Source organism: Amycolatopsis sp. NPDC051371, from assembly GCF_040682155.1.
Lineage (GTDB): Bacteria > Actinomycetota > Actinomycetes > Mycobacteriales > Pseudonocardiaceae > Amycolatopsis.
Genome location: NZ_JBFBAG010000070.1, coordinates 5,577 through 20,069 on the forward strand (window position 1 = coordinate 5,577; position 14,493 = coordinate 20,069).

The 14,493-nt window shown below is 70.4% G+C and carries 20 protein-coding genes; 10 read left to right on the plus strand and 10 right to left on the minus strand.

Annotated elements, in window-relative coordinates; translation table 11 throughout:
* Window positions 1-60: 60 nt before the first annotated feature.
* On the minus strand, window positions 61-636 hold the full coding sequence (locus tag AB0M59_RS48855) for a hypothetical protein (RefSeq protein ID WP_364629672.1): 576 nt from the start codon (window positions 634-636) through the stop codon (window positions 61-63).
* 87 nt (window positions 637-723) lie between these two features.
* Window positions 724-2,691, minus strand: a complete 1,968-nt coding sequence (locus AB0M59_RS48860; RefSeq protein WP_364629675.1) for a thioredoxin domain-containing protein — start codon at window positions 2,689-2,691, stop codon at window positions 724-726.
* A gap of 65 nt (window positions 2,692-2,756) precedes the next feature.
* On the opposite strand from AB0M59_RS48860, the gene AB0M59_RS48865 reads away from it, so the two are divergent.
* The 10 genes from AB0M59_RS48865 (at window position 2,757) to AB0M59_RS48910 (ending at window position 8,563) form a co-directional block, all read left to right on the plus strand.
* Entirely contained in the window at window positions 2,757-4,124 is a 1,368-nt protein-coding gene (locus AB0M59_RS48865) for a 3' terminal RNA ribose 2'-O-methyltransferase Hen1 (RefSeq protein WP_364629678.1), read from the plus strand.
* Between the two features lie 155 nt (window positions 4,125-4,279).
* On the plus strand, window positions 4,280-4,639 hold the full coding sequence (locus AB0M59_RS48870; RefSeq protein ID WP_364629681.1) for a hypothetical protein: 360 nt from the start codon (window positions 4,280-4,282) through the stop codon (window positions 4,637-4,639).
* On the plus strand, window positions 4,639-4,890 hold the full coding sequence (locus tag AB0M59_RS48875) for a hypothetical protein (RefSeq protein WP_364629684.1): 252 nt from the start codon (window positions 4,639-4,641) through the stop codon (window positions 4,888-4,890). Before AB0M59_RS48870 ends, AB0M59_RS48875 begins: the two co-directional genes overlap by 1 nt.
* Window positions 4,887-5,468, plus strand: a complete 582-nt coding sequence (locus AB0M59_RS48880; RefSeq protein ID WP_364629687.1) for a hypothetical protein — start codon at window positions 4,887-4,889, stop codon at window positions 5,466-5,468. The genes AB0M59_RS48875 and AB0M59_RS48880 overlap by 4 nt, the downstream gene beginning before the upstream one ends.
* Before the next feature lie 115 nt (window positions 5,469-5,583).
* Window positions 5,584-5,958 carry a hypothetical protein gene (locus AB0M59_RS48885; RefSeq protein ID WP_364629690.1) on the plus strand — a complete coding sequence of 125 codons (375 nt, stop codon included), beginning with the start codon at window positions 5,584-5,586 and terminating at the stop codon, window positions 5,956-5,958.
* 94 nt (window positions 5,959-6,052) lie between these two features.
* The gene (locus tag AB0M59_RS48890) at window positions 6,053-7,267 is read left to right on the plus strand and encodes a helix-turn-helix transcriptional regulator (protein ID WP_364629693.1); all 1,215 of its coding nucleotides are present in this window, start codon (window positions 6,053-6,055) and stop codon (window positions 7,265-7,267) included.
* 188 nt (window positions 7,268-7,455) lie between these two features.
* On the plus strand, window positions 7,456-7,644 hold the full coding sequence (locus AB0M59_RS48895; protein ID WP_364629696.1) for a hypothetical protein: 189 nt from the start codon (window positions 7,456-7,458) through the stop codon (window positions 7,642-7,644).
* The gene (locus AB0M59_RS48900; RefSeq protein WP_364629698.1) at window positions 7,641-7,994 is read left to right on the plus strand and encodes a hypothetical protein; all 354 of its coding nucleotides are present in this window, start codon (window positions 7,641-7,643) and stop codon (window positions 7,992-7,994) included. Before AB0M59_RS48895 ends, AB0M59_RS48900 begins: the two co-directional genes overlap by 4 nt.
* On the plus strand, window positions 7,981-8,328 hold the full coding sequence (locus AB0M59_RS48905; RefSeq protein WP_364629700.1) for a helix-turn-helix domain-containing protein: 348 nt from the start codon (window positions 7,981-7,983) through the stop codon (window positions 8,326-8,328). The genes AB0M59_RS48900 and AB0M59_RS48905 overlap by 14 nt, the downstream gene beginning before the upstream one ends.
* Window positions 8,315-8,563 carry a hypothetical protein gene (locus tag AB0M59_RS48910; RefSeq protein ID WP_364629702.1) on the plus strand — a complete coding sequence of 83 codons (249 nt, stop codon included), beginning with the start codon at window positions 8,315-8,317 and terminating at the stop codon, window positions 8,561-8,563. The genes AB0M59_RS48905 and AB0M59_RS48910 overlap by 14 nt, the downstream gene beginning before the upstream one ends.
* 109 nt (window positions 8,564-8,672) lie before the next feature.
* Here the strand turns inward: AB0M59_RS48910 and AB0M59_RS48915 are convergent, their stop codons facing one another.
* The 8 genes from AB0M59_RS48915 to AB0M59_RS48950 form a co-directional block, all read right to left on the minus strand.
* Window positions 8,673-8,843 (minus strand): hypothetical protein, encoded by a 171-nt coding sequence (locus AB0M59_RS48915; RefSeq protein WP_364629705.1) that lies wholly within the window; start codon window positions 8,841-8,843, stop codon window positions 8,673-8,675.
* Window positions 8,840-9,685, minus strand: coding sequence for a hypothetical protein (locus AB0M59_RS48920; protein ID WP_364629708.1), 846 nt, complete (start codon window positions 9,683-9,685; stop codon window positions 8,840-8,842). Before AB0M59_RS48920 ends, AB0M59_RS48915 begins: the two co-directional genes overlap by 4 nt.
* Window positions 9,685-10,020, minus strand: coding sequence for a hypothetical protein (locus AB0M59_RS48925; RefSeq protein ID WP_364629710.1), 336 nt, complete (start codon window positions 10,018-10,020; stop codon window positions 9,685-9,687). The genes AB0M59_RS48920 and AB0M59_RS48925 overlap by 1 nt, the downstream gene beginning before the upstream one ends.
* Window positions 10,017-10,409: a hypothetical protein gene (locus tag AB0M59_RS48930; RefSeq protein ID WP_364629713.1), complete on the minus strand. Its 393-nt coding sequence runs from the start codon at window positions 10,407-10,409 to the stop codon at window positions 10,017-10,019. The genes AB0M59_RS48925 and AB0M59_RS48930 overlap by 4 nt, the downstream gene beginning before the upstream one ends.
* A gap of 135 nt (window positions 10,410-10,544) precedes the next feature.
* Complete coding sequence (locus AB0M59_RS48935) at window positions 10,545-11,279, minus strand: hypothetical protein (protein ID WP_364629716.1); 735 nt, start codon at window positions 11,277-11,279, stop codon at window positions 10,545-10,547.
* Entirely contained in the window at window positions 11,280-12,437 is a 1,158-nt protein-coding gene (locus tag AB0M59_RS48940) for a hypothetical protein (RefSeq protein WP_364629719.1), read from the minus strand.
* Between the two features lie 2 nt (window positions 12,438-12,439).
* Window positions 12,440-13,588, minus strand: a complete 1,149-nt coding sequence (locus tag AB0M59_RS48945; protein ID WP_364629721.1) for a hypothetical protein — start codon at window positions 13,586-13,588, stop codon at window positions 12,440-12,442.
* An 11-nt stretch (window positions 13,589-13,599) separates the two neighbouring features.
* Window positions 13,600-14,493, minus strand: coding sequence for a hypothetical protein (locus AB0M59_RS48950; protein ID WP_364629723.1), 894 nt, complete (start codon window positions 14,491-14,493; stop codon window positions 13,600-13,602).

The window sequence follows — 14,493 nt, forward strand, 5'->3', positions numbered from 1 at the left end:
GTGTGGTTGTTGAGATGTTAGAACACTGTTTCTCACTCACGACCGGCCGCGGCAGACCGTTCAGGCCAGGTCCGGGCCCTTCGAACGCAGGCCGTCGACCGTGGTCATCGCTTCCCGCAGCTCGCCCAGCCAGCTGTCCGCGTGCTCGCCCACCAGCCGCACCGCCCAGGCCAGCGCGTCCGAGCGGGAACGCGCCACTCCCGCGTCCACCAGCGTGTCCAGCACCAGCCGCTCCGGCTGGCGCAGCCGGGTCATCACCGGGGCCGAATGCGTCGTGAACAGCGCCGTCGTGCCGCCCAGCCGCGCGCCCCACGACACCTTGCGCTGGTAGCGGTGCTCCGCCTGGCGCGCGATCTCGATGCGCTCGTCGCGCGTCTCCTCGCGGTGGCGGCTGATCCGGCCCTCTTCGGCCGCCGCGCGGGCCGCGTCGTCCGCGTGCTCCTCCGTCAACGCCGGCAGCTCGCCCACCACGATGATCTCTTCGCGATCGACCGTGACCTCCGGTGCTCCGGTGAACCAGCCGTCGGGCAGGCGCCCGCCGAACCAGGCCGCCGCGTCGCCCGCCGAGGGCACTTCGGCCTGCTGCCAGCCTCCGCTGCCCTTCCAGCCCCCGCTGCCCTTCCAGCCTCGCCCCATGACTCCACCTCCGCAATTACATGATTACAACGCTACTGACGCTACGCCGAATACAGGTGAGAGAGCAGGGCGTTCACCCAGGGCGAATCAGAGCTGAGCGGACAACGCCTCGGCCGTCGTCACCGGCCGGTCGCAGACGTACCCCCGGCAGACGTAAGCCGCCGGCGACCCGTCGACCAGCGGACGGTCCGCCAACAGCGGGACGCCCGGCGCGTCCGGCTCGCCGGCCAGCACGATGCCGCCGCCGTGCACGCCCCGCGCCGCGGCCAGGCGCAACGCCGGATCCGCGCCGACCACCGCGACCTGCACCGGACCGGCCTGCAGCGCCTCCGCGACCGACAGCCAGTGCCCGGCGAACCGCGGCACCCGCCCGGCCAGCACGCCGACCCGCCGCAGGGCCTGCTCGGCGGCCTCGCGGTACCGCGCCGAATCGGCGTGGCCGGCCAGCGCCGACGCCGTCAGCAGCGCCCCGGCCAGCGCCGAAGCTCCCGCGGGGCTCGCGTTGTCGCCGGGGTCGGCCGGGCGCTGGACCAGCGCCTCGGCGTCGTCGGCGGTGTCGAAGTACGCACCCGGGACGTCCGGGGACGCGAAGTGCGCCAACGCCAGGTCGAGCAGCCGGGTCGCTTCGGTCAGCCACTTCGCGGAGCCGGTCGCCTGGTGCAGCGCCAGGAACCCGTCGGCGACGCAGGCGTAGTCCTCCAGCACGCCGGCGGACTCCCCGACGACGCCGTCGCGTGAACTGCGCCGCAACCGGCCGTCGACGACGTGCACGCGCAGCAGCAACTCGGCCGCGCCCACGGCCCACCCGATCCACTGTGGACGGTCCAGCGCGACCCCGGCCTCGGCCAGCGCCGTGATCGCGAGGCCGTTCCAGGACGCGATCACCTTGTCGTCCCGGCCGGGCTGCGGCCGCTTCGCCCGCGCCTCCAGGAGCCGGACGCGCATCGGTTCCGGCAGGTCACCGAACAGCCGCAACGTCGACGCGCCCTCCTCGAACGTCCCCTCCTCGGTGACGCCGAACAACGAAGCCGCGGAGTCGTCGCCGAGCACCTCACGCAGCTGCGACGGCGTCCAGACGTACGTCAGGCCTTCGACGCCGTTGGTGTCCGCGTCCAGCGAAGACGCGAAGCCACCCTCGGGCGTCCGCAGCTCCGAAGCGAGGAACTCCGCGGTCCCGGAGGCGACGCGCAACGCCGTCGCCGAGCCGGTGCGCCGCCACAGGTGGGCGTAGAACCGCAGGAGCAAAGCGTTGTCGTACAACATCTTTTCGAAGTGCGGCACGATCCACTCGGCGTCGACGGAGTACCGCGCGAAGCCGCCGGCGAGCTGGTCGTACAGGCCGCCACGAGCCATCGCCTCGGCCGTCTTGTCCACAAGGGACAGTGCGTCGGCCGAGCCGGTCCGCTCGTGGTGCCGCAGCAGGAACTCCAGCACCATCGACGGCGGGAACTTCGGCGCGCGGCCGAACCCGCCGTTGACGGGGTCCGCCTCCTGCCGCAGCTTTTCGACGGCACCGGCGAGCACGGCCTCGTCCACCACGGACTCCTGCAGCGGGCCGGTCTGCTCGGCGATGTGCGCGACGATCTGCTTGGCGCCGTCGAGCAGCTCGTCCGGCCGCTCCCGCCACGCCTCGGCGACGGCCGAGAGGAGCTGCCGGAACGACGGCATGCCCGGCCGCGGCGACGGCGGGTAGTAGGTGCCGCAGTGGAACGGCTCGCCGTCCGGGGTGAGGAAGCACGTCATCGGCCAGCCGCCCTGGCCGGTCATGGCCTGCGTGGCGGCCATGTACACGGCGTCGATGTCCGGCCGCTCCTCGCGGTCCACCTTGATGTTGACGAAGTGCGCGTTCATCACCGCTGCCGTCTCGGCGTCTTCGAACGACTCATGCGCCATGACGTGACACCAGTGGCACGCCGCGTAGCCCACGGAAAGCAGGATGGGCACGTTCCGCCGCCGCGCCTCGGCGAGCGCATCCGCCCCCCACTGCCACCAGTCGACCGGGTTGTCCGCGTGCTGGAGCAGGTACGGGCTGGTCGCATCGGCGAGGCGGTTCATGACTTCAGGGTCGCACCCGGGAAAACGGGGCGCGCGGTCACCGGGCCCTCGGCCACAATGACGCGGTGCTGCTGACGATCACGACGACCCGTACTCCCGCGACCGACCTGGGCTTCCTCCTGCACAAACACCCGGAGAAGGCCCAGTCGGTCGCGCTGTCGGCCGGGACCGCGCACGTCTTCTACCCGGAGGCGTCGCCGGAGCGGTGCACCGTCGCGCTGTTCGCCGAGATCGACCCGATCGAGCTCGTCCGCGGGGGCGGGACTTCGCTGACGCAGTACGTCAACGACCGGCCCTACGCCGGGGGCTCGTACCTCGCGGTCGCGCTGCGGGCGGCGTTCACGACGGCGCTCGCGGGCCGCTGCGCCGTGCGTCCGGAACTCGTCGACGAGCCCTTCGCCTTGGAGATCCGCGTGCCGTCGCTGTCCGCGCGCGGCGGCGCCGAAGTGGTGCACAAGCTGTTCGAGCCGCTCGGCTGGACCGTCACGGCGATACCGATCCCGCTCGACCCGCGATTCCCGGAGTGGGGCGACAGCCGCTATGTCGACTTGACGCTAACCGGCACCCACCGGGTGACCGACGCGCTGCGCCACCTCTACGTCCTGCTGCCCGCGCTCGACGGCGGCAAGCACTACTGGGTCGGCCAGGACGAGGCCGACAAGCTGCTGCGCGCCGGCGACGGCTGGCTCGCCGGGCACCCCGAGCGGACGCTCATCACGAACCGCTACCTCGACCGGCGCCGCCCGGTCGTGCGCTACGCGCTTTCGCGGCTGGCCGAGGCCGACGACGTCCCGGCGGAGGCCGAAGCGCTGGTCACCGAGCTGCCGGACAAGCCGGAGAGCCTCGCGTCGCAGCGTCACGGCAGCGTGCTCGCCGCGCTGCGGGCGGCCGGCGCGCGGCGCGTGCTCGACCTCGGCTGCGGGAGCGGCGCGCTGCTGCGCGTCCTCGAAAAGGACCGGTCGTTCACCGAGATCGTCGGCGTCGACGTCTCCGCCGGTGCGCTGGACGTCGCCGAGAAGCGGCTGAAGGACGGTTCCCGCGTCACGCTCCGGCAGTCCGCGCTCACCTACGCCGACCCGGCGCTGGCCGGGTACGACGCCGCCGTGCTCATGGAGGTCGTCGAACACGTCGACGAGGAGCGGCTCCCGGCCCTGGAACACGCGGTGTTCGGGGTCGCGGCGCCGCGCACGGTGCTCGTCACGACGCCCAACGCGGAGTACAACCGGCTGTTCGAGTTCCTGCCGATGGGGCATTTCCGGCACGCCGACCACCGGTTCGAATGGACGCGAGCCGAGTTCCGCGCCTGGGCGGACGGCGTCGCGACCCGGCGCGGCTACGACGTCCGGTACTTGCCGATCGGACCGGAGGACCAGGTATCAGGACCGCCGACCCAGCTGGCGGTCTTTTCGACCACCAAGGAGGTGGCCGCGTGAAGCTGACCGTTCCCGACATGTCCCTCGTGATAGCCCGCTAGTAGTACTTCGAAGATCGGCGGCTGAGCAGGGGCTTTCTGGCTGACAAGCCAGCGGACCCCCATCGCCGTGAGGCAGACGGGCACCCGCTCCACCTTTCCAGGTAGGAGCCTTCGATGCCCGAGCAGACCGCGGCCGCCGAGCCGCAGCACATCACCTCGTTCGACGACCCGCCGACGCCGGGTGACGAGTACCCGGCGCGCACCGTGTTCATCCGGGCGCACGCGCTGGTGGAAGGCCGCTGGCGTGACGTCGCCGTCATGCTGAGCACCTGGGCACCGGCCTACCGCAGCGGCCTGATCCAGAACTCGGTCGACGAGTGGGTGCCCGGCGTGATCTTCCCGCTGGAGATCGAGGCCGTCGACATCCTCGACGCGCCGGAGCTGCCGAGCGTCGCGCTCACCCACGCTGAGCGGCGAGCGTGGTGCGCCGCGCGGGACGAGGCATTGCAGCGCCAGATCGAAGCGGCAGAGTGATGCGCCGCTGGATTCGCCGCGCCCGGCGCTCGCTCCGTCGGCGCTTCTACCCCGCAGCGCTGCGCCGCGCGGATGAGCGGGTGGTGCTCGCCGCGCTCGACGCCATCGAAGCTGCGATGTGGCGCGAGCAAGCCGCCGAGTACCGGCGCCGGGCGATCGAAGCCATCTCGCTCGCCGAACCGCACGCCTGGCGCCCGAACTGCCCGTGCGTGGACTGCGACCCGGACGAGCAGTACGGCGGTGGCCGATGAAGCGCGCTGCGGCCATCGCCGCCGCCCTGCTGGCGCTCGTCACACTGCTGCCGCTGCGGGCAGTCGGAGCGCTGGCCGCCGGCCCTGCACCCTCGCCAAGCCGTCCCGCAGCCGCCGCGTGGACGCCGGTGCGCGATCTCGACGGCGCCGCCGGCGCACGTTGCGACACTGCGGAAGCAGCCGACGCCGCGCTGACCCGACTCGGCGAGTACCGCGTGGCTGTGGTCGTCGTGGGGCAGCCCGAAATAGACGCCGTCGTGCCGATGGGGTCGGCCGCGTACGCCGAACCGACGCCTGACGGTGATGGTCAGATCGTGCTGTCGAACCTGCCGGGCCAGGTTCCCTGCCGGTACGCATGGGCAACCGTCGCGCATGAGCTGGCGCACGTCTGGCAGTTCCGGTCCGGAGACACGGACTACACCCCCGAGGATGAGATCGTGGCCGACTGTGCGGGAGCGCTGACCGGATGGCCGGACTACGCGCCGTACCTCACCGCGAGGCATGCCCACGGTGGTCCGGTCGGCTGCTCGAGCGGCGAACTCGCCGAAGCTCGACAGCTGCGGCGGTGGGCACGGTGAGCGGCGTACGCACGTGGCGCCCACCTGATCCGGTGTGCTTGCTCGATATCCGTAACACGCGCGCCGGTCAGCGCGACCTGTGCCGAAACACCCCCGATACCGTTGGAGAATCGTCATGAAGCCCCGCACGTTCGTAGCCATCGCCGCCTTCGCAGTCGCTGTCGGCGCGCTGGTCCTGCTCGGGGTCACCGTGAACGCGACCGCAGCAGGCGGCCAGTCCGTCGCGTGCGGGAACGGATTCCACACCAACATGAGCCAGGCCGCACACGACTCGAACGTCAACGACCTGACGAACGCGATCGCGGCCGACCACGGCGCCAGCTGGCGGCTGTCCGACGGCACCGCCGGCTACCAGGCCGCGTGCGACAGCGCGTTGTCGACGCGGCGCGGCTTCGGATGGGGGCTGCTCGCGCTCGGCGCGGTCGTGTTCTTCGGCGCGCTGGTGGTGCAGCGCCCCGCGTCGTCCGGACGCCCGCCGACCGCGGCATAGCCGGTACCCTGGTGGTGCACCTCTTCGCGGAGGACGCCCCCGGGTAGCTCCCGGGGGCACGCGGAGAGGCCACTCCGCGAATGAGGGATGTTTCGTGCCCGACTCGAACGACCTCGGCCGCCGGGTCCGTGAACTTCGGTCCTGGCGAGGGCTGAGCATGCGAACGACCGCCGACCTTGCCGGCCTGTCCTATGGCTACCTCGGCAAACTGGAGCGTGGCGAGAAGCCTGTGAACAGCCGCCAGGTGCTCGAAGCGCTCGCCCTCGCGCTGCGGGTGGCACCTGACGAGCTGGCCGGTTCTGCCCCGGACGCAGCCGGCCATGTCCCTCCAGAGTCGCACGACGCGGCGAACGCACTCGCGAACCTCCTGAGCGACTGGTGGGTCGGTGAGGTTCCAGACGCCCCGGGCCGGCCACTGCCCGAAGTGCTGTCCGAGCTAATGGCCTTCCACGAGTCCCGTAACAGCACGGGGCCGTGGGGCGCGGGCGACTATCCGGCCCAAGTGGCGAAGCTGACGCCATTGATCCGCGACCTGCTAGCTGTCGCCGCCGACCCGGCCGCGGGGCGCGAGGCGCTCGCCCCGTTGCTCACGGCTTACCACGTGGCGGGCAGCATCGCGGCCCGTCTGCGGATCCCAGGCATGCCTTCCATGGCGGCCGACCGAATGCGCCAAGTGGCGGACAAACTCGACGATCCGGTGTGGCAAGCCGTGGCGTTGTGGGGCCGTGCGCACTTCATCTCTTCAACCAGCCGGCCGCGCCAGTATGAGCTCGCGGTGTCAGTCGCGGACTCGGCGCCGCCAGACCGGTTGGAAACCCGAGGCATGGCGAACTTGACCGCAGCGCTTGCTGCTGCTGCTCAAGGCCAGGAAGACGTGGCGGAAACACACCTGGCCGAGGCTGCTGCGATCGCCGACCGAATCGAGGCCGAGGTGTCTCCCTGGCCCGCAGGGATCATGCAGTTCGGGCGGACGAACACAGCCATCTTCCGCGTTTCGATCGGCGTTGAGCTGGGCCAGGGCGCGCGCGTCACCGAGATCGCTTCGGCGGTGCGCCCTGAAACCATTTCCAGCGGTCGGCAAGCGTCCTTCTGGACGGACTACGGCCGGGGTCTCATGGAGTCCCGCAAGCACCGCGACGCCGGGCTGACGGCGCTGCTCAAGGCCGAGAAGCTGGCGCCGGAACAGGTGCACCGCAACGTTTTCGTACGCGAGGCGGTGTCGGATGCCCTCGCGTCAGCTCGTCGTGACGCTGGCGGACGCGAGTTACGTGGTTTCGCCTGGCGCATGGGAGTTGCCCCAACCGGGTGATTCAACCCCGATGTGTCCTTGAGGGACACGAACGTCGCTGACCTGCTCTTAGCGTCGCTCGGGTGACGGCGCGTGATGGTGACCAACCCTCCCCCGACGAGGGCCGTGAAATTGGCCGGCGAACTCCAAACGCCCGGGCCGACAACGAACCCACCCGCTTCGCGCCGTTACGCCCCAACCAGTACGACGTGTTCTCCCGAGCGGCCGACGCCGGGAACGTGTGGGTCAGCGGCCTCGGCGTCGGCGCGGGTAGCGCGGACGTGAGCGTCGTAGATCCCGAGTGGTGCGGCGGCGCCGAACTCGCGCGGGCGTTGTTCTACGCCCACCTGGGGACCGGCGTGTACTCGGTCCTCAACGCCCGGTTGGTGCGCCGGTGACCGCGCTCGACGACCGGCCCTGCACCCCGGCTCCTCGGCCGATGGTCCGCCGGTGGGAGTGGCGCCTGTTCGACGCCGACGGGCGCGCGCATCTCTACCAGGTTGCCGAGCTCACACACCCGCGACTGGACCTGCTGCGGCCGTGGTGCCTGCTCGGCCCCGGCTACCCCCTCGAACACGACCGGCGCGAGCTCGGGCCGCGCGGTGTGCTCCCGCAGAGGGGCCAGGCATGTCCGGGGTGCGCAGCCTGCGAATGGGCATGCATCCCGCACCCACGGGCCGGCACTGAGCAGACCGGCAAGTTCGACGGCGACCTGTTCGAGGTGGTGACCCGCGATGCACGCGCGTGACCGCGACCGTTCCGACAGGCTGATGGACGCCGAGGCGATGGCCAAGGCCTACAGCGAGGGCGCCTCCATCGGCGCGATCGCCGAGGCCGCACAGCGGAGCTACTCATGGACGCGTCGGCTGCTTCTCGACGCGGGCGTCGAGCTGCGCGCCCGGTCCGTGCGGCCGTGCCCCATCGCACCCGAACAGCTCGCCGAGGAGTACGCCGCGGGCGCGAGCATCCTCACCCTCGCCGAACGGCACGATCTGTACTTCAAGCGGATTCGGGAACTGCTGCTCGACCACGGCGTGACGCTGCGTCCCTCGACGAGGGTGGACCGCGATGGACGCGCGTGACCGGACGCTGCTCGCCGGGCTTGCCAAGGTGAACACCGAGATCGGCACGGTGACACTGCAGCTGCTCACCCTCCAACCCGACGACACGGAGTACGCCGCCGGGCTCCGAGCCCTCGGCCGTGATCTGGTGCGGATCGGCGCCGAGCTTGCCGCCCGCGCGGGCGAACTCGATGGCCGGACGGCCGATCCCACCGAACTGCTCACGACGGCTGAACAACCTGACGTGCCGCCGTGAGCTCCCGGCCGGTGCGTCTGCCCCTCCCCTCGTGCGGCGCGCCGGCCGGGTTCCAGAGACGACGAAAAGCCCCACCCTCCGGCGTGGGAGGGTGGGGCTTCGTGGTGCTTCAGCGCTTGCGTGTCGTCTTCGCCTGGTCCGGCCCGCCGTCGTAGGCAGCCACGATTGCGGCCTCGGCGGGCATGTCCAGCGGGTCGGGCGGGTTGGCGCGGAAGTGCTCGACGATCCCAGCTTCGGCGGGCATGTCCGACGGCTTCTGCTCGCTCCACTCGGTGCTCATGCGCCACCGCCCAGCAGCGAGGCCGCGTGATCGGTGACCGCCTGGGCGATCCGCTGCGCGTCCTCGTCGCTGATCGAGTTCAGCTCGGAGACGTCAAGCCCGGCCACGGCCGAGGCGAGTGCTGAGGTGAGGGCGGGGAGCAGCTTCGCGGCGATCTCGTCGGCGCTCGCGCCCTGACTGCGCGCGAGCAGCGTGGTGACGCCGGCCCGGGTGACGGTGGCGTGGTCGTCGTCGTAGCGCAGCAGTGCCGAGAAGGGGACGAAGCGGCGCACGCCGGGCGTGATCGGTTCCACCTCGATCTGGTTGCTCATCAGCGCGTTCACGACCGCGCTGGCGTACTCGTTGGGATCGGGCATGTCGTCCTCCTGGTCATCGTCCACGCCGGGCCAGTGGTCCGCGACCACGGAGACGTCGACGCCTTGGTAGTCGAGTCGGTACTGAGCGGCGATCGCGCCGGCCGGGATCGTGGCCACGTTCGTCGCGGTGGCGATCCAGTAGAGCGGTGGCGCCACGCCCTGGTCGATGAACGCTTGCTTGACCAGCGGCCACGTCGAGCGATTGCAGTAGATCGTCGGGTAGGCGAACCCGGACCGGCGCCGCATCGCCGCCCAGCCGGGCGCCTGCGCGGGCGTGGCGTCACCCGGCTCGACGTCGAGCACGTGCCCGGCGTTGGTGCTGGCCTTCTTGACGATGGTCACGCGCTTGGCGTTCGGGAAGAGCGCCCAGTCCGAAGCCGACCACGGTTCGAGTTTGATCTTGTCGATGTAGCCGGCCACCAGCGCGGGCGACCTGTCGTGGTTCAGGATGTTGCGGGCGGTCACCGCGTCGTACATCGTGCGCATCAGGGCACCTCCGGCAGGTAGAGCGGTGGCGGGTCGGGGATCGCACCGCCGAGACGGCGCAACTGGTCCACCACCTGCTCGTCCCAGCGGTGGTGCACGCGCAGCACGTCATCGTGGCGGCGCTGCGTCGCCCGGACCTCGCGCAGCTCAGTACGGACTTCCTTCAGGTCCTCACCGAGGTCGCGGTTGGACTCGGCCGCGGTCTGCACGAGCACGGCCGCGGAGTCCGCGTTGACCTTCCGCGCGTCGGCCTTGCTCTTGATCAGGTCGTACGCGGCCTTGCCGACACCGCCCCCGCCGAGCACGATGCCGACCCACGTGCCGATGTCGCTCATGCCAAGGCCACCTTCCGGGCGCGCGAGATCTGCACCGCCCGCCACGCAGCGGCGGCCGACATCGCGAGCAGCAGCAGGCAGAACGCCAGCGCCCGCACGCCGGTGGTACCGAAGCCCCACACCGCGTACGCCAGCCCGACGCCGGCGAGCCCGGTCAGCCCGGCCCGCTCCCAGAGCACGCCCTTGACGGTGGCTGCGCGAATGATGCCGGTCAGCGCGACCGAGCACGTCACCAGCCCGACGGCGAGGAACACGTGGCCGAACGGGACCGGGTAGCCGCGCAGCGTCGTCGTGGCCACGGTGTCGAACGCGGCCAGACCGGCGCAGCAGTACAGGCCGAACGCCGCGACGATCAGCGTCTCGAACGGGTTGCGCGTGCTCGTGATCATCAGGGCACCTCCGCATCACGTGTGGAGTCCGGCACGTTGACCACTTCGCTTATGGGCTGACCGGACTCGGCATCATGGGTGGTCAAGGAAACCGGCACCGGCGGAAGGCTTTCACGGGGCATTACTGCACCTTTCTCACCAGAAATTGACGCTGTTGACCACGCCCTGCGCGGCACCGGTGGCGTAATTCATGGTCGGGTAAATCGTCCCGGTTCCTGACGTGACCTGAACCGAGACATCGACGAACAGCGTCCGACCGATCTCGGCCGACGGGAGCTGGACCGCTTGCGCGGGCCCGTTGACGTACTGTGTCCCCGACCCGGATACCGTGGCGTAGCTCGAATACGAGCTATAGCCCGTTCCCGGGTCGTAGATGTGCACACGCCCGCGGCCGGCCAGGGACCCGGACGACGCTACGGACTTCAAAGCCATACTGAACTGAAATCCCGGGTTGATGACCGGGATAAACCCGTACTGCACCACGGTTTCCGATGTACTCGCCGACCCCATGGCGGGCGGATCCCAGTACTGAAACGATACGTGGTTGATCGGCGTTGCCAACCCGTATCCCGCGAGATCGTCAGTGAAGAACGTGACGTGCCCGGCACGGTCCCAGATCGCCCACTGTGCGATCCCGGAGGCGCCAGGCTTCACGGTCAGCACCGGGCTGGGGGTGCCGTCGCCGTACTGGATCTCCAGATCCGTGACGTCGGCGTTGTTCGGGTCCTGATAGATCTTCAGCGATTTGCCCGCCTGGAACGGCACCGCCGACCGGCGAGTCAGCTCGTCCACTCGTTGCTGCAGCTCCCGCAGCTGGTTGACCAGGAAGTCCTGGGACTCAGGGCGTTCGATCGGCGGGTTCGCGACCATTCAGGACCCCCTCACCGCTTGCAGCTGATGTAGCACCTTGTCCCGCTCCGGCCCGTTCGAGACGCCGAGGATGCGGTACGAGTACTTGCCGTTACGCAGCCAGTGGTGGTTCTTCACGCTGTAGTCGGCGAAGTGCCCCGGCAGGTATGAGCCCAGCCGAGGATCCGCGTCGGCGCGCACGGTGGCCTGCCACTGCTCCGGCTGCGAGCTGTACAGCGCCACGTCCGCGCTCGCCCAGCTGTCCAGCGTGGTCTGTTCGGAAGCCGAGGTGTGGCCGGAGTCGACCATGTCCAGCAGCGGCCACCCCGCCGTGGTCAACGAGGTGTCGGTGGCGTAGCCGTAGAGCTGGCTGGCCTCGTTGCCGGAGCCCTTGACGAACGCGGTGTTCGCCTGGCCCGACCCATCCCCCGCAATCGTGAGCTTCACCAGGTTCGAGCGGTAGTCGAACAGCAGCGGGACGCCGGGCTGCACCAGGTACGGGTTCCCGACCAGCATCCGGTGCCGGATGTAGCGGAGCCCGCCGATCACCGTCAGGTACGGCTGGAACAGCACATCCGGGCCGCCGTCGACCTGCGTCAGCTCCTGCAGCCGCTGGCCGGCGAACGCCATCTCATAACCGCGGTAGGTCCGGGTGTTCGTGCCCACGGGAAAGAGGTCCGGGAAGTCCAGCGGTAGCGCCGAGCCTGGCCGGTACACCATCGCGGTGGCGTGATAAGCGATGTTGATCGCGATGTTCGGCAGGCTGTCGTTGATCGTCAGGTCTGCCGAACTGTCGGTGATCCGCGCAGCGGCAGGGTTCCAGGTCCGCGCGTGTAGGACGCGCCGGTTCAGCAGCTCCCAGAACCCTTTCCCGGACACGGTGTGCACCGGGCTGTCGTCGTCAGGCGCGTACGGCACGATCGGCCCGGCCTGGCACACCGTGTCGCTCGGCACGCCGCGGCCTCGCACGATCGCGACGGAGAACCGCCACGGCACGCACCACTCCCGGACACTCGCCGCGCGCGCCTGCCCATGCAGCGGAACGGTGATCTTCCAGCCACCCACGTCGTTGATCCGCGACGACCACTCCGGCTCCGACGCCAGATCCAGCTCGAAGAGCACGCGCCCGGTCACGGTGTCGTAGGCCAGCGCGGTGTAGGCGCGCTCGTCGGTGGCCACGCCTACACCCCTGCGTCTTCCACGACGATCGAGTAGGTGTGGTCTGCGCCGCCCGCGATACCGCCCTGCCCGGCATCCGCCTTTGCCGTCAGCGACGCGGCGAAGGTGCCCGACGACGGCGCTTGCCAGAGGTCGGTGAGGGTGCTGGGCAGCGTTACGAACAACGCGGAACCGGTGTTCGGGTGCTTGGCGCGCACGATCGTGCCCGCGGTCGCTGTCGCGGTGCCGCCGGCGATCACGCGGATGTTCTGGACCATGTTCGTGCCGACGGTGCCGGACTTCTGGTAGTACTCGAGGTCAGCCGTGAACTTGTACCAGCGGCCGGACACCGCGGTGAATGTGCACGACACCACGATGCCCTCGTTCGTGCCGACGTTCTGGTCCGTGGAGCTGGCCCCGCGCCCGACTCGGCCACGCGCGACCTTGTCGGTGGTACCGACGTTGGTCACGATCTGCCGCCACGTGCCCGTGCTGTCGCGGACTTCCCAGATGTCGGTCGCCGGGTTGTACCGGGTGTCCGCGACGTTGCCGGCGGTGTCGCTGTCGCCCTCCAGCAGGGCGCGCGTGGCGCCGATGACGCCGACCGAGCGACGCAGCCGGGTCAGCGTGATCACGCCGCCGGTGGACACCTGTGCTCGTGCGAGCGGGATCCCGATTCCGCCGCCGGTGGTGGGGAAGCTGGTGTAGACGCCGAGCCCGTTGACTGTGATCGGGTCGACTGGCACCGCGCCCGGCGTGCCGGTGATGACTTCGAGACGGCACGGGTTTCCGTCCGGCGAGGTGTCGCCCTGCGTCGAGTCGTACCAGCGCATCACGACGATGTCGTTGCGCGGGTTAGTGACCGGCGCCGGGTCGCAGGTGACCGAGCCCGCCGCGGCCAGCCAGCCCTCGTACGGGCCCTGCCCGGAGCGGTGTGCCATCGCCGAGCCGGGCGCGACGCCCATCGTCAGCCCGGACGTCACCGTCACGAGCAGATCGGTGAACCGGGTGTTGGCCGCGTCCCACGTCGTCGGGATGACACCGGAGCGGACGCCGTTCATCGGCGTGGCGTCGTTGTTCTGGTAGACGGCCTGAAGCAGGGCACGGCCCTGCCGGGCGTTGTTGCGCGTCTGCGCGGTCCAAAAGCCGGTCGCTGCCGCGTTGGTGGGCATCGGGCCCCCTCTCAGTTGTAGGCGTACTGCCAGGTAGCGGTGACGGCTCCCGCGCCGGTGCCGGAGAACTGGACGGTCACCTGGCCACCGGGCGGAATTTCGATCCATTGCGCCGAGGCGAGGAACCCGAAGCGGTCAACGCCGTTGAGCGCTACGGATCGGGTGAACGGACTGGTGTCGATCACCAACGTCTGTCCTGTGTCGACGGTGCCGGTGTAGGCGATCAGGTCGCCGGTCGCCGGGTTGGTGAACGCCGGGTTGGTGAGCGGCCCGGCGACGGTGAATACCGGCCAGCTCGGCGCGGTGCCGAGGTTGGCCAGCGACAGCACGCCGCCGTTACCGCTGCTGCCCCAGTCCAGACCACCTGGTGAGCCCGCCAGGTAGTCCAGGCCGCCCGGTGAGCCCGCCGCGAAATCCAGCCCGTCCGTGGACGCGCCACCGACAACAGCCGGTCCAGCCGTCTGCACCGCGGTATCGAGCCAGCGCGGATCGGCGGCGTAGAGCGGCAGCTGCCAGTCGAATCCCTGGGCGTCGGCCCACGGCTCGATCTTCACCGCCGATGAGTCCAGCTCGACCAGCAGCTGCCGCGTCGAGGTCCCGTCCGCCTTGACGAGTGCAGCCAGGCTGCCGTCGGGGAACACACCCAGCAGCCGGTCTCGCGCGGCCGCCGCGCCGGCGAAGTCCGGGGCCTGGCACCAGCCCTGCAGGGTGTCGGAGCGGGCCGCCAGATATGAGCGCGCGCGGTACGCGCCCATTCCGAACGGCCGCTCCGTGGTGTGCAGCTTCCGGCCGGCGCCGCCGTGCAGCGTCTGCCCGGTCACCACCCACCGGCAGCCGTAGTCGTCGTCCACATTGGCCGACCAGCCGCCGACCGAGTACGTCGGCAGTATCACCGAGGTAGGCAC

Excerpts from the sequence above, each read along its gene's own strand:
- AB0M59_RS48855 (WP_364629672.1), bottom strand. The coding sequence starts at position 636 with ATGGGGCGAGGCTGGAAGGGCAGCGGGGGCTGGAAGGGCAGCGGAGGC.
- AB0M59_RS48885 (WP_364629690.1), top strand. The coding sequence starts at position 5,584 with ATGAAGCCCCGCACGTTCGTAGCCATCGCCGCCTTCGCAGTCGCTGTC.
- AB0M59_RS48870 (WP_364629681.1), top strand. The coding sequence starts at position 4,280 with ATGCCCGAGCAGACCGCGGCCGCCGAGCCGCAGCACATCACCTCGTTC.
- AB0M59_RS48935 (WP_364629716.1), bottom strand. The coding sequence starts at position 11,279 with ATGGTCGCGAACCCGCCGATCGAACGCCCTGAGTCCCAGGACTTCCTG.
- AB0M59_RS48905 (WP_364629700.1), top strand. The coding sequence starts at position 7,981 with ATGCACGCGCGTGACCGCGACCGTTCCGACAGGCTGATGGACGCCGAG.
- AB0M59_RS48930 (WP_364629713.1), bottom strand. The coding sequence starts at position 10,409 with ATGATCACGAGCACGCGCAACCCGTTCGAGACGCTGATCGTCGCGGCG.
- AB0M59_RS48880 (WP_364629687.1), top strand. The coding sequence starts at position 4,887 with ATGAAGCGCGCTGCGGCCATCGCCGCCGCCCTGCTGGCGCTCGTCACA.
- AB0M59_RS48915 (WP_364629705.1), bottom strand. The coding sequence starts at position 8,843 with ATGAGCACCGAGTGGAGCGAGCAGAAGCCGTCGGACATGCCCGCCGAA.
- AB0M59_RS48910 (WP_364629702.1), top strand. The coding sequence starts at position 8,315 with ATGGACGCGCGTGACCGGACGCTGCTCGCCGGGCTTGCCAAGGTGAAC.
- AB0M59_RS48925 (WP_364629710.1), bottom strand. The coding sequence starts at position 10,020 with ATGAGCGACATCGGCACGTGGGTCGGCATCGTGCTCGGCGGGGGCGGT.
- AB0M59_RS48875 (WP_364629684.1), top strand. The coding sequence starts at position 4,639 with ATGCGCCGCTGGATTCGCCGCGCCCGGCGCTCGCTCCGTCGGCGCTTC.
- AB0M59_RS48860 (WP_364629675.1), bottom strand. The coding sequence starts at position 2,691 with ATGAACCGCCTCGCCGATGCGACCAGCCCGTACCTGCTCCAGCACGCG.
- AB0M59_RS48920 (WP_364629708.1), bottom strand. The coding sequence starts at position 9,685 with ATGCGCACGATGTACGACGCGGTGACCGCCCGCAACATCCTGAACCAC.
- AB0M59_RS48945 (WP_364629721.1), bottom strand. The coding sequence starts at position 13,588 with ATGCCCACCAACGCGGCAGCGACCGGCTTTTGGACCGCGCAGACGCGC.